The 14,441-nt window shown below is 57.2% G+C and carries 9 protein-coding genes; 3 read left to right on the top strand and 6 right to left on the bottom strand.

Annotation, left to right across the window (positions count from 1 at the left end; all coding sequences use genetic code 11):
* Positions 1–1,069: 1,069 nt before the first annotated feature.
* From fusA to rpsL, 3 genes are all read right to left on the bottom strand, one after another.
* Positions 1,070–3,193: an elongation factor G gene (fusA, locus tag CCHOA_RS09105; protein ID WP_123929768.1), complete on the bottom strand. Its 2,124-nt coding sequence runs from the start codon at positions 3,191–3,193 to the stop codon at positions 1,070–1,072.
* 518 nt (positions 3,194–3,711) lie between these two features.
* Complete coding sequence (gene rpsG / locus CCHOA_RS09110; RefSeq protein WP_123929771.1) at positions 3,712–4,179, bottom strand: 30S ribosomal protein S7; 468 nt, start codon at positions 4,177–4,179, stop codon at positions 3,712–3,714.
* A gap of 3 nt (positions 4,180–4,182) precedes the next feature.
* Complete coding sequence (rpsL, locus tag CCHOA_RS09115) at positions 4,183–4,554, bottom strand: 30S ribosomal protein S12 (protein ID WP_123931116.1); 372 nt, start codon at positions 4,552–4,554, stop codon at positions 4,183–4,185.
* 1,351 nt (positions 4,555–5,905) lie between these two features.
* Between rpsL and deoD the strand changes: the two genes are divergently transcribed.
* From deoD to bsh, 3 genes are all read left to right on the top strand, one after another.
* A complete protein-coding gene (deoD, locus tag CCHOA_RS09120; protein WP_123929774.1) occupies positions 5,906–6,622 on the top strand; it encodes a purine-nucleoside phosphorylase in 717 nt (238 codons plus the stop codon).
* Positions 6,623–7,097: 475 nt separating this feature from the next.
* On the top strand, positions 7,098–8,471 hold the full coding sequence (locus CCHOA_RS09125) for an MFS transporter (RefSeq protein ID WP_377739642.1): 1,374 nt from the start codon (positions 7,098–7,100) through the stop codon (positions 8,469–8,471).
* A 418-nt stretch (positions 8,472–8,889) separates the two neighbouring features.
* Positions 8,890–9,909, top strand: a complete 1,020-nt coding sequence (gene bsh / locus CCHOA_RS09130; protein WP_281273272.1) for a choloylglycine hydrolase — start codon at positions 8,890–8,892, stop codon at positions 9,907–9,909.
* Positions 9,910–10,682: 773 nt separating this feature from the next.
* Here bsh and CCHOA_RS09135 read toward each other — a convergent pair.
* From CCHOA_RS09135 to CCHOA_RS09145, 3 genes are all read right to left on the bottom strand, one after another.
* Positions 10,683–11,300, bottom strand: a complete 618-nt coding sequence (locus CCHOA_RS09135) for a hypothetical protein (RefSeq protein ID WP_123929783.1) — start codon at positions 11,298–11,300, stop codon at positions 10,683–10,685.
* A 235-nt stretch (positions 11,301–11,535) separates the two neighbouring features.
* Positions 11,536–12,663: an oxidoreductase gene (locus CCHOA_RS09140; RefSeq protein WP_123929786.1), complete on the bottom strand. Its 1,128-nt coding sequence runs from the start codon at positions 12,661–12,663 to the stop codon at positions 11,536–11,538.
* Positions 12,664–12,812: 149 nt separating this feature from the next.
* Positions 12,813–14,186, bottom strand: coding sequence for a PAS domain-containing protein (locus CCHOA_RS09145; protein WP_123929789.1), 1,374 nt, complete (start codon positions 14,184–14,186; stop codon positions 12,813–12,815).
* Between the last annotated feature and the right edge of the window lie 255 nt (positions 14,187–14,441).

Genomic DNA, 14,441 nt, shown 5'->3' on the forward strand with positions numbered 1-14,441 from the left:
ATCCAACTTGGGTTGGGAAGGTCGCCGCACTGGCCAGTGTCTCGGCGAGCTAAGTTTCCAAAGCATCTCGAATACTCACGCAGCCGTGACCAGCACAGCAGCTATCTATAGGCTAAGACAAAATGGTTTCTATATCCGCTCACATTCCTAGCCGAATCCCCTTAAGTAATATCCTGATCAAACATATTTTGCCCCCAAAAGAACGTTGCGCCCTCCATCCACGCAGGTGACACCGAGGAGTTGTGATGTTCATCAAAGTCGAGAGCCCGGCAGCAGGCGGGGGTGGAAAAAGTTCAGGAAATCCTTACTCAAGCATAAGGAAACGGGTCGCGAGCTCGCACAAGCGCATACGATCTCAGCAAACTAGCCGACAATCCGGAACCACTACCGGAAGTGGACACCATGGCAACATGACTGGAATAGCCGTGGCAAGCAACCTCACAGCAAGCAGTCAGCAAGCGCCAAACCATGCTCCCGCGTCGACCACGGGACGACAAGGCAGCGTGGCTGTTTGTTTGACCCATCTTGGGGTGAAATGAGGATTGCTGCCGGTTCAAGTCGGCCGTGATGCCTGCGACTGCGACCCCGGTTAGTGCGGTACTAGCCAACGGCGTCACCAACCACCGGGGTCACAAGGACGCGAATAGAGTGCTACCAGAGCTAGAACAACCTCTTCCGCAGGAAGATGAAGGGCAGACCCGTGCCCCCTCGGCTTCGTACCCCAAACGAATTGGAAGTGAAGGTGTCTGGCCGTCGTTGCTACTATCTCGATTGCGTTAAAGGTGCTGGCCGGCTGCGGCACCCATACACATCACCTGGTATCACTGTTGCGACTCTTGCCACCGATGGGCAGGCAAGATGAGAATGCACTGTGGAGACAAGAAAGCCGCAGCGCCCATTGGCTTGCAAAAGAACAAGCAAATGGGCGCTGCGGCCTGCTATTGAGTTGTTTGATCCACTTCGCCGGGTAGCGCACCCGGTCGGAGGTTATCCTCGCGCCGTTACCAGTTTCCGGTGTGCACCAGCTGGTGCCGGTGCACACACGCTGTTATTCGACTGCGAGTTACAACTACTTGCCGGTGCGTTCTGCGATGATCTCCGCAGACACGGAGGAAGGCACCTCAGCGTAGGAGTCGAAGAACATCGAGTAGTTGGCGCGACCCTGGGTCTTGGAACGCAGGTCACCAACATAGCCGAACATCGAGGACAGCGGCACCTTCGCCTTGACCAGCTTGGCACCAGCGCGGTCTTCCATGGAGTGAACCTGGCCACGGCGAGCGTTGATGTCGCCGATCACTTCACCCATGTACTCTTCAGGGGTGATGACCTCAACGAGCATCACTGGCTCGAGCAGGACTGGCTTTGCCTTGGCAACAGCTTCCTTGAGCGCCTGGGTACCGGCGATCTTGAAGGCCATTTCCGAGGAGTCCACTTCGTGGTACTGGCCGTCGAGCAGGGTGGCCTTGATGTTCACCAGCGGGAAGCCAGCGAGGTAGCCGTACTGCATTGCGTCCTGGATACCAGCGTCGACGGAAGGAATGTATTCCTTCGGCACGCGACCACCGGTAACGGCGTTCTCGAACTTGTAGATTGCCGACTCGCCTTCCTCAAGGGTCTCGAGATCGGGCTCGTATGGCTCGATGGCGATGATGACCTTTGCGAACTGACCCGAACCACCGGTCTGCTTCTTGTGGGTGTATTCGAGCTTTTCGACCGGCTTGCGGATGGTCTCGCGGTAAGCCACCTGCGGTGCACCAACGTTTGCTTCGACCTTGAATTCCCGCTTCATACGGTCGACGAGCACGTCGAGGTGCAGCTCGCCCATACCGCCGATCACGGTCTGGCCGGTTTCTTCGTCCAGCTTCACGGTGAAGGTTGGGTCTTCTTCAGCGAGCTTCTGGATAGCCAGGGACAGCTTCTCCTGGTCAGCCTTCGACTTCGGCTCGATCGCAACCTGGATCACCGGATCCGGGAAGTCCATCGATTCGAGGATGATTGGCTTCTGGATGTCGCAGAGGGTGTCACCGGTGGTGGTGTCCTTCAGACCGATGAACGCGTAGATGTGACCGGCGCGTGCTTCGTCGACCGGGTTCTCCTTGTTCGCGTGCATCTGGAAGAGCTTACCGATGCGTTCTTTCTTGTCCTTGGTGGAGTTTTGCACCTGGGCACCAGGGGTAACCACACCGGAGTAGACGCGCACGAAGGTGAGCTTGCCGAAGAATGGGTGGGCGGCAATCTTGAAGGCCAGCGCGGAGAATGGCTCGTCAGACGAAGGCTTACGAGTCATGTCTTCGCTCTCGTTGCCGACAGCGTGACCGTGCACCTCGCCGACGTCCATTGGGGTCGGCAGGTAGTCGATGACCGCGTCGAGCAGCGGCTGGATGCCCTTGTTCTTGTAGGCGGAGCCACACAGTACCGGGTAGACCTCAGAGGCGACGGTCATCTTGCGGATGGCGGTCTTGATCTCTTCGACGGTGAGTTCTTCGCCACCGAAGTACTTGTCCATGAGTTCTTCATCAGACTCTGCGACAGTTTCCAGCAGCTTTTCGCGATATTCTGCAGCCTTGTCAGCGAGATCTGCAGGGATTTCTTCGTAGGTTGGTTCTGCACCGACGTCAACCTTGCCGCGCCAGGTGATGGCCTGCATGTTGATCAGGTCAACAACGCCGTCGAAGTCGTCTTCAGCGCCGATTGGCAGCTGCAGTACCAACGGCTTGGCGCCGAGGCGGTCGATGATGGTGCCAACGGTGTAGTAGAAGTCTGCACCCAGCTTGTCCATCTTGTTGACGAAGCAGATACGTGGCACGTCATACTTGGTGGCCTGACGCCACACCTGCTCGGACTGCGGCTCCACACCTTCTTTACCGTCGAAGACGGCGACAGCACCGTCGAGCACACGCAGGGAGCGCTCCACCTCAACGGTGAAGTCGACGTGACCTGGGGTGTCGATGATGTTGATCTGGTTGCCGTTCCAGAAACAGGTCACGGCAGCGGAGGTAATGGTGATACCGCGTTCTTTTTCCTGCTCCATCCAGTCGGTGGTCGACTGGCCGTCGTGGGTTTCGCCCACTTTCCGGTTGATACCGGTGTAGAACAAGATACGTTCGGTTGCGGTGGTCTTGCCGGCATCGATGTGCGCCATGATGCCGATATTGCGGACCTTATTCAGGTCTGTAAGCACTTCTTGTGCCACGGTGTACCCCAAACATGTTGGTAGTCAAACAGCGCCGGGGCGCTATTTGTAAGGTTTAACGATTGTTGTGTTTGCCACGTCTTGTTCCCCGCACTGTCAACAGCTGCTCCGCAGGATCTCCGCTTGGTGATGCAGTCGAAGCTGGGTGCGAAACATTGTGGGGGTGGAAGGCTGTGGCGCTCACACTGCAGTGGTCGCTACTGCGCGCCCCGCGTGTGATAGACCTTCGTGCATATGGACTAAAAGGGGCGTTCGTCGCCGCGGGCATGCGCGGTGAAACGACGCTGGGTGTGGACGGTTTTCTACCCGTTCACAGCCTACCGTTTCCCGCGGCTGATATGCCACCACGTGACGAAGCCCCCTTTGAGCGAAAAGTGTGGTACTTCGGCTCCCCTGGTTGCAGCCCTGTGCCGGAACACACCGGCTAACAGTGCGGGTTCCGCACCAGTTATCTGGGTGTTCTCTCAGCCTGCTGTGTCGGCTGCCACCGAGGGGAATGTCCATACGCGTCGGCGCTACTACCAGCGGTAGTGCGCGAATGCGCGGTTGGCTTCTGCCATCTTGTGGGTGTCTTCGCGACGCTTCACGGAAGCACCAAGACCGTTCGACGCATCCAGGATCTCGTTGGCGAGACGCTCAACCATGGTCTTTTCCCGACGCTGCCGGGTGAAGGTGACCAGCCAGCGCAGTGCCAAGGTGTTTGCGCGACCCGGGCGAACCTGCACCGGCACCTGGTAGGTGGCGCCACCGACACGGCGGGAGCGAACTTCGAGTTCTGGCTTAACATTGCCGAGAGCCTTCTCCAAGGTGCCAACCGGATCGGTACCGGTCTTTTCCTTGCAGATCTCGAGTGCCTGGTAGACGATCCGCTCAGCGGTGGACTTCTTGCCGTCCAGGAGAACCTTGTTTACCAGCTGCGAAACAATTTCGGAACCGTACACCGGATCTTTAACGATCGGGCGCTGGGGAGCTCTGCTCTTACGCATTGGTTACTTCTCCTTCTTTGCGCCGTAACGGGAACGTGCCTGCTTGCGGTCCTTGACACCCTGGGTGTCGAGGGAACCACGGATGATCTTGTAGCGAACACCCGGAAGGTCCTTCACACGACCACCACGCACCAGCACCATGGAGTGCTCCTGCAGGTTGTGGCCTTCACCTGGGATATAGGCCGAAACCTCGATACCGGAGGTCAGGCGCACACGGGCAACCTTACGAAGCGCCGAGTTCGGCTTCTTCGGGCTGGTGGTGTACACACGGGTGCACACACCACGACGCTGCGGGGAACCCTTCAGCGCGGCGGTTTTCACCTTCGCGGTCTTGTCATGGCGGCCCTTGCGGACCAGCTGCTGAATTGTTGGCATTAAACCATCTTTCATGTTTGGACAGCCCACTCTTTTCAGCCAGGTAGCGCGGGGCAGCTTTGCTGCCCTGGCATACCTCGCGCTAAGCGGATGCTGTCGTTGAAACCTGGTACGAGCTTTCCGTTCCAGCCACACCAGCAGACGATGCTCGTCGCGGTGACGCTCACCCTGCAGTGCAGGTAGAACGGGCGGAGCTCTAGCAAAGGACTGCGAGCAACAATGATCCCGCTGGGGCAAGCCTCCAGCGGGAAACTTTATCTGCCGCGTCCACCACGGATTCCGTGTCTATGAACTGCCGAAAGTCTCGAAGAAAATAAATGTCCACGGTGCGCGCCACCTGCACCAGCTCTCAAAGAAGCTTGCGCTATGTGCCACACTGCGGATCTCATGCGCACCCGGAACTGGGTGGACACCCAGTAAGTAGTGCGCAACCTTGGTCTATGGAAGTGTTTCCAGCTACAAAACCGGTAACGGTTTATAGAAAACACCTTCCAGCTCATCGACCCACAAATTGCGGTGCCCATAAGCCAACGTCAAAGATTACACGATTGCCCCGCCACGCAGCAAGCATGTACTTCTCGACACCCACAGCCTGTGCTACCCCTGCCCCACCCATCACAGCCCGCACCCCTTACCCGCACGCCTTCCGCACGAGCGAACAAGCGGCAACGGGTTGGGCTCACCGCGGCTTGAAGCAATGCCGCAAAACACTACAACCATCAACACCTCCGGGACGCCGATTGTCAGTGCACATCCTTCAAAACGGCAATGCCAACCACCGCAGCAAGCAGCCACATCCCCAGCCTTGCCACCGGCGGGCAGGCTGCTTGCCGGGAGCGTTATTCCAGGCCATCACGTGCCACATCCCCTTACCAGCAGGCAGCACTAATTCGGGCGACTGCCAGCTAGGGTAACACGGCACCGAGTGCGCCGACGCGATTTTTCAATCTGCAGGGCACCGCGCAGTTTCCGCACTTGCCATGCTGTGTGGATTGATTGGTCGACACTGGAAGGCCGTTCTGTCGACACGGGAAGGTAGAGCTTTTAGATGTAACAAGCCAACTTCGGGTGAGGTTGCTTGCTTACCGATTGCTGGAGTGGATTAAGTATGGAAGCCAACGAAACTCAATAAATCGTTGCTTTTGACACAACACTCACCCTTCCCAATGGCGGCCACGAACCCAAGACACCACCAGACGATGGGAACATATGTAAAACATCACATTGACAATTGTTCGCTTTCGCGCCACGATGAAGTGGCAATGTGATCCGCCGGACATCACTGTTCGGTCGGTGATAGAAGTCATAAGTAGTTACAGGTGTAATCCACCCGAGAGCTGAAGGAGAGCTGATGAGCACCACTTCCACCCCACACATCAAGCCGGAAGGCGCCCCGATTGCAAAAACCATCCTGCTGCCCGGCGATCCACTGCGTGCCAAATTTATCGCCGAGACCTACTTGGAAGATGCAGTCCAATTCAATGCTGTGCGTGGCGCCCTCGGATTCACCGGCACCTATCAGGGTCACGAGGTCTCGGTAATGGGCTCAGGCATGGGTATTCCTTCCATTTCCCTCTACGCCTATGAACTCATCCACACCTTCGGTGTGGAAAAACTCATCCGGGTTGGCTCCTGCGGCAGCCTGCAAGCAGACCTCGACCTCTACGATGTGGTGGTTGCACAGGCAGCATCGACTGACTCAAACTTCCTCTCCCAGTACGGCCTGCCCGGCACATTTGCCCCGACCGGCTCCTACAAGCTGCTTGCCGCATTTATGGAACAAGCCAAAGCTCACAACGTCACCCCAACGGTTGGCAACGTGCTGAGCTCAGATGTGTTCTACAACGCCAACGATCAGGCTAATGACCTCTGGGCGAAGATGGGTGTTTTGGCCGTTGAAATGGAAACCGCCGGCCTGTATGCCGTGGCCGCTGCCGCTGGGGTTGACGCCCTTGGTGTCTTTACCGTTTCCGACAATATTGTCACCGGCAAGCAAACCACCCCGGAAGAGCGCCAAACCGCGTTTACCACCATGATGGAGCTGGCCCTGCCGCTGGCAGCCCTCTAAGTACCGCCAGCTCCCTACCGAATACCCGCGAAGCCGTACTGCTGTCACCGCCCACCACCGAAAACGGTGACCGCCAGCAGTTCACAACCATGGGTATCTGATCGATTCAGCCTAACCCGGAACCAGCATGCCTGTTCCGGCGAGCCGCAGTTGAGTGCACACCTACCCCACTCCCGCTGAACGCTTGTCGGAACATGGGCTGCCGAATTCCGTAGCCCTATGAACGCTGATCTTTTAAAAGTTTTTCAATCTCCGTCAGCTGCGACGCGCCCGACCCTGACCGCCTGCCGGAAGTGTTCCTTTGCACCCTCAGGAGTCGACTTATTGGTGTTTGCTGCCCGCAGACCTGCCCTCCGGCAAGGAGCAGCACCCCGTCACCTGTACGGCACGTCGCACACCGTATTCCCTGCAAAGGAAGTGTCTACACATGTCAACGACACGCCGCACAGCCACGCCGAGCCGCGCCGCAGCAGACATGCTCAACCCCAAGGCAGCCGTACCTGTGCTGCTTGTGAGCTTCGTATTCTGCCTCGTTGTCGACAATGGTTTTAAGTTCATGTCGAAGCCAATCGCCGACGATCTGGGGCTGACTGCAGCAACGGTGAGCCTGCAAGCTACCCTTGCCGGCATTGTTATCGGCATCGGTGCGGTGGTGTATGCCGCGCTCGCGGATGCCATCAGCATTAAAAAACTGCTCTATGTCGGTATTGGGTTTATCGTCGCCGGTTCCCTGCTCGGGTTTCTCTTTCGCGACAACTGGCCACTGGTGTTAACTGGCCGCATCGTGCAAACCTGCGGCCTCGCGGCTGCCGAAACGCTCTACGTCATCTATGTGACGAAGTATTTATCGAAGAAGGATCAAAAGACCTACCTCGGTTTCTCGACGTCCGCTTTTCAAGCAGCACTGTTGATAGGGGCGCTCACCAGTGGGTTCATTGCCACCTATGTGTCCTGGACGGCAATGTTTTTAGTTCCGCTCTTGCTCGTTGTCACGGTCCCCTTCATCCATAAGACCATCCCAGAGACTGCAGTCTCCAAGACGAGCCTCGATGTCATCGGGCTGTTTCTCATCGCTGCTGTGGCAACCTGCGTGATTTTATACACCCAAGCATGGAATCCTGTCTGGCTTGTGCCGATCGTCGTCGGCATTGCCCTGTTTGTCCTCCATATTCGCCGCAATCCGAAAGCGCTCGTCCGCCCAGAGTTTTTCACCAATGGCCGCTACGTGTGGGCATTGATCCTCGTACTCATTGTCTACTCGGTGCAGCTCGCCTACATTTTCCTTTTCCCATTTGCGGTCTCAACCCTGCACGGCCTCGAGCTTGACCAGGCATCACTGCTCATCGCCCCCGGCTATGCGGCAGCCGCGATCGTCGGCGCACTCAGCGGCAAGATCGGCAACTATCTCACCAGTCGACAAACCATTATGGTGGCACTCGGACTCATCATCGCTTCGCTGATTCTTGGTGCCCTCTTCGTCGAGACCTCAAAGACGATGCTGATCATCTCGATTGTCTTCTTTGCGGTCTCCTTTGCCCTGCTCTACGCACCACTTGTCTCGACCGCGATCGGGAATATCCCAGCTGAAAAATCCGGTATCGCTATCGGCTTCTATAACCTCACTATCAACCTCGCCATCCCGGTGGGTATCGCCTACACCGCAAAACTCATGGATATGAAGGTTGCATTTTTCCAGGGGCTCTCGTTGGCCACCACCGCGGAGGGCGGCCACTTCGCCACGGTTCTGTGGATCATCGCACTGGTTGCCATCGCCGGCACCAGCGCCTATGTCGTCGCAGATCAAAAAATGAAAGCCGGCGAAAAGCGCACTGCGGTAGCCGGTCGTTAACCCTGCAACGCCACAGGTATATCGGGAAAGAGTGTCACGAACTCTTCACACGTGGTTGCGCGGAGACTATCTTGCAGGCCAGCATCACTGTGATGCTGGCCTCTTGCCATTTCGTAGCCTGCGCCTTACCGCAAGAACGCTATCTTGAACTGACAATATGAGCACCAACCCCGGCGGATACTCCCACCCAGCGCAGCCTGCCGGGAACTACAATGTCGAGGTAGCTGCACTGGCGCACCGTTACACTGTTGCACTTTCGCGCAGTTGCTCAGTTACTCAGCGCCAGATTACATGCCTTCTGCGATCGCACCTGCGAACTAGCGCCTTACCAATGGCCTCCCCACCGGACTGGCGCCAGGCAACCGCACAGTGCCGCTCCCGCCACCACACCCGAACCCTGTATCCCGCTGGAAATACGATGTGCACTGCCCTCTGCTTGACCGTTGATAATGCGTTCTACTTTGGCCGGAACTTAGATCTCGACATTGATTATCATCCACAACTCGTCGTCACTCCGCGCGGCACCGAATTTTCCTTCCAAGATGGATCGACCAGGACACTTCCCACTGCCTTGGTTGGTATGGCCATCGTTGAGCACGATCAGCCGCTCTACTTTGAAGCCAGCAACGAGCACGGCCTCTCGATGGCGGGATTGAACTTTCCCGGCAATGCGGTCTTCCACCCCAAGGCGGAAGACTTGACCAATATCGCCCCGTACGAGTTCATCCCTTGGGTGCTCACCCGCTGCCGAAGTGTCGCTGAGTTTACAGCGCAGTCGAAGCATCTCAACCTTATCGACAAACAGTTCTCCGACCAGCTTCCCAACGCCCCACTGCACTGGATTATCGCCGACCGGAAACAAGCAGTCGTCGTGGAGAGCACGGCCGATGGACTACACCTATACGACAACCCCTTCGGGGTGCTTACCAACAACCCACCATTTCCCTTCCATCGGGATAACCTTGCTCTTTACCAGCAGTTGACCACTGCCTGGCCAACCAACACGCTTAGCCCAAATGTTGCACTTCCCCCGCCGGGAGTTGGCGTCGGATCTTTTGGCCTGCCCGGGGACACCACCGGCCCTTCCCGATTTATCAAAGCTGCATTTCTCAAGGCCGCCTCTGAATCCGCGCCGATCGTGACGAAAGACTCTGCGATCCAACAATTCTTCAGCATCCTCAACCAGGTGGCGATGGTGCCAGGCGCAACACAGACCGCCACCGGCCAGTATGAGTACACCTTGTACTCGACCTGCTTTGACGCAGCAACGAGCACTTTGTATTACACCACCGCCACCGGCAGTCAGATTTGCGCGTTACGCCTTGCCGATCTTCCCCTTGATGGCGCCAACCTCCTGTGTTTCCCCCAGCAGCGCACACCCCGCTTTGCCATGCACACCATGCTAGATGCTTCTTTGCAAAAAACAGTGAAACAGTAGCGTTTATCTGCATTATTCTATACGGAACAGTTTTGGGTAATCGAATAGCGTTGGAGCAATGTTTGTACCCCTCAGCCGAGGTCGAGCACACCTCCACCTTCGGGATGCCAGAAAATCTCCATTGCCTTGGAAAAGGCCTCGACACACTGGCGAAACACGGAACCCACAGGGGATTGACAATCACGAAGGCCGAGCGTTTCATTTTGCGCGCCTTGAGAAAATTAATGCACCCCACGCAGCACGTCACAGGCAGCCCAATGTTCGCCACCCAATGGATGACGAATACTCAGCCTCCCGGGCTTACCTGCAAGCCATCCGAGGGGTTTGCCCTCCGTCAAGCGGAAGGTTTCGCAGCAATTTAACGTTGGCCTGGGCAATTAGCGCATATCAGCGAGGGTGCGCTGCTGTGCCGCTACCACGGAAGGAATCCGCCAAGCTTGGAATCATCATCGACATTGACTCGTGGGTGTTTGCTTTCAATAGGATTGAGCACATCCCTGACCTCAGCGGAAGTGTATTTAACTTACTGCCAGTCCTTCAAGCGTCCTCATAGGACTGGTCTCAATCAGGTCAGGCCTCTTCAATCCCCGACATCGTCGAAGCGTTCATGCCCGATTTCTGCCCGATCGGGTATGTCACAGTTAGCGACTTTTCCGATGAAAACAGCGCGGTAAAGCAGCAAGTCCCTGTACCGGAGTGGTACAGGGACTTCGTGTTGTAACGAGTACGCCGTGCAGTTCGCTCCACACCGAGCATAGACGGGGTGTATTGATCTACCTCGGCAACAAACCTGAGGAACCGGCAAACACCTCCGGCAGCGGTGGCAAGGCGAACGGCACAATAATCGGATGTGCCGGATCTAATGGGTTATGTAGCACGGTTTGCTGTGGTGCTGGTGCAGGTGCGGGTTGTACAGGTGCAGGTGCCGGTTGTGCGGGTGCTGGTGCAGGTTGCACCGGCGCAGGAGCATTGTTGACTGGCGCCTGTGCAGCCTCAGTGACTGCACCACTGCCGTTGACCACACCACATGCGACAGCCCGAGCAATTGCCTGCTGTGCACCATGTTGCAGGGCTGCTTGATATTGTTGGCGCTGCGCAGGAGTTAAACCGCCCGCGCGACGCTCCAGTGTTGCGATCTGCCCCGCAATGACTGAGCCCGATCGCGCTTCGAGATCACCCCGGGTTTTCGCAACACCCCCACCACCGTAGGAAGCGAACTTTTCACGCACAGTCGAGCACGGTGCAAATGATGCCAGACTTGCCAAGTTATTGACCTTGTTGACGGCTTCATTGACTTTCGCCTGATCCCCGGCGTGTGCGGCCGGCAATCCACCAAGCAGTAGTGTCGAAACACTCACGGCCACAGCGGCCACTCGTAACGATGCTCGCATATGTCTTCTCAGTCCTTACGTGTTACTTGTTTATCTTCTGCAGCCTGATGACAGCAGTATGAATTTGTCGGCGACCTGGAAAACCTCGTCGGTCACCGGTCGCACCAGCCTACCGGCGTTGCATACTGATTACTAGTGTCACTATCAGCACGCCAGGTCGTCGGAAAAGAATCGCACCTGCACCGCGGGATGAAGGAATCGACCAGGTCGGAATTGCCACCGAATGGCGACACTGCTACCAGCCACGTTCATATTGCGGCGGAATCGGAAGTTCACTGGGATGTAATCCCAGCGTCATACCGGCGTGGATTGGCCAGGTTGGTTCACGGAGCAGGACTCGCCCAAGGCTGACTGCGTCAATGTGGTCGTCATCAACCAGTATTGCGGCTTGGTGCGGATCGGTAATCATCCCCACCGCGGAGACAACAATATCCTCCTCTGCCAAGGCTGCACCGATCGCTTGCGCGAAGGGAACCTGATAGTTTTTCGCAGCGGGTATCGGCTGATCAATGGGGATCCCCCCGCTTGAGACATCAACCCACGCGAGTGCGCAAGCATCATCAACAGCACGAACACAATCGATGACTGTTTCGAGGCTGACCCCTTCTGGCACCCAGTCACTAGCAGAAACCCGCAAACCGATGGGGCCGGTAAACGTCTCGCGCACCGCTGCTGCCACCTCACAGTGGATGCGGTATCGGCTTGCGGGACTATCCCCATAACCGTCGGTGCGCGTATTCGTCAGTGGGGAAAGGAATTCGTGTAGCAGATATCCGTGAGCACCATGGATCTGTACGATATCGTATCCTGCAGCTTCGGCTAGTTCTGCAGCCCGCGCAAAATCCGCTACCACCCCACGGATACCATCGCTCGTCAACGGCTGCGGCAAGCCAAGATTGGCTGCAAGTGGAGTATCACCAGGGCCGACAACTGTCCACCCACCTTGGTCTAACGGCATAACCCCTGTGCCATTGCCAGGATGCGGTGGATAGGTGCTCGCCTTCGCCCCCGCGTGGGCGAGCTGCACGCCAGCTAGTGCGCCATGGGCGTGAATAGCATCAACGAGTCGCCGGTGCCCCTCCACGAGGGCTGCTGTTGCGACTGGATCTTCGCACTCCCACAGTCCAAGATCCGCCGGGGAGATCCTGCCGACTGGATTGACTGCAGTCGCCTCCACTAGCACCAATGACGCCCCACCGGCCGCCAGCGTTCCATAGTGCTGAATATGAAACGGCTGCACTTGGCCATCTTGGCCGGTAGCCGAATACATACACATCGGGGCGACGAATATCCGGTTGCGGGCTTCCAAAGCCGGAATACCAGGCTGAGTACGAAACGTGAGTGGCTCAAACAGTGTAGTCATGACTGCCACGTTACCTTGGCTCCTGCGCGACGCTGGTGGTGTGTTCGAAGCGAGACAGATGCAACAAGCAGCTAGCTGATGCCATGGCCTTTATGCTTCCTGCAGAGCACCCGTGATACGCACATACTCGGCAGGCCGTCTTGTGAGCGCTACGTGAGAGTCTGTGCGGCGCGTTCAATAGCCGTGATCTGCTGTTGCAAACCTGCGAGATCAGCCACCGTGGTCGTGTGTTGTAACGTAGCGGCCAGGTCACGCAACTGACCAAGAGCATCTTCGCCGCGAGTCACAGATCGACTCACCGACGCGACGACGCGCTCCACCGCCGGGTCGAGGGTGCGTGCAGTATCACCAGTAAACTCATCCCGCCAGCCAGTCATGAGCTGCTGCGGGATGGCCATAAGCTTGGCAACATAGGTGATGTGCTCAATCAGTGCAGCTTGTTGGCTGCTAAATCCTTGTGCCGCTACCTGCACCTTTTCCAAGATCGCATCCAAACACTGTGCCAAGGTGACAAGAGCTACCGCCTGCCGATCAAATTGTCCGCCGCCGGCAGCAAGTTCATGAATAAACCGGGTAATCATCTCCATTTGGAGGCGGATCAGCGACAGCGAGACTTTCATCTCCCGGGTGAGCGCATCGAATTGCTCGAGGCTGACATAAAACTTCTCCAGGCGCGGCGTCACCGAAGCCCGCATATGTGACCACACCTCCAAGGGCATGAGATCATCCGGGGACAGACCACTACCGGCGGTGGCATGGCGCTGAAGTTCGCTGGCAAACTCGGTGGCCTGTTCCACCTCGGTGCGTAAGCTGCGGACTGCCTTATGTAACAGCCGGGAGACTTCATCCGCCCCGGAGAGCGCAGTAGACCAGTCACTTAACGCATCCACAATGGCTGGCACCTGCTCGGCGATGACAACCGCACTGCCGGAAAGCTCACTGGTGTCAATTTCGGCGGCAAGAGTAGACACCGCACTGCGGGCAGCAACCTCCCCTGGAAGGATCTCTGCCTGGAACGCCGCATAGGAATCAAATCCTAATTCGGCTAGCTCGTCACCGAGCTGCTGAAAACCTGCGATCGCCGCGTTTGCTTTGCTGGTACCCGCCGCCCGCAGCTGCTGTTCGGTTGCTGAAACCCGGTCGTACACCTCGCGCACCGCCGCAAACACATCCTCCATCATCGGGCGGGTTCGCACCGATAAATAGCCACCCCCAGGCATCGGTGTGACGGTCGCAAACACATCATATTCACTCCCGTCTTTGGCCAAGTTTCGCACATAGGCGGCAAACGGCTGGCCGGCTTGCAGGGTTGTCCACATTCCTAAGAATGCCGCCCCCGGCATTGCCGGATGCCGAATAATGTTATGCGGTGCACCGACGAGTTCTGCCAGCGGGAACCGGGACAACCGGACGAACACCGAGTTGGATTCCCCAATGATCCCTTTCTCATCGGTGGTTGAGAAAAACATCTCATCAGCGCGCACTTCATGTTGTGCACCAGTGGGGGTGGTCATTGCAGCCATCCAAAAACAGTCAGGGAAGGATCAAAAAAGGGGGAACGCCGCACGTCAGCATGATGCATTGGTGTTGTGCGAAAATATGCGGTGACCACGACAGTAACCTGGGGCATCTGTGTTCACACACAGTGCACCCACGAATACCCCCGAATCACCGGTTCGCACATATTCTACTCCCCGCTGAGCGCTCATATTCCAACCTCCCCGGGGTGTGTATCTGCGGATGGACGGGGGTGGGTGGGACTGTTGCTTGGGCTCGTC

This window comes from Corynebacterium choanae (assembly GCF_003813965.1).
Taxonomy (GTDB): domain Bacteria; phylum Actinomycetota; class Actinomycetes; order Mycobacteriales; family Mycobacteriaceae; genus Corynebacterium; species Corynebacterium choanae.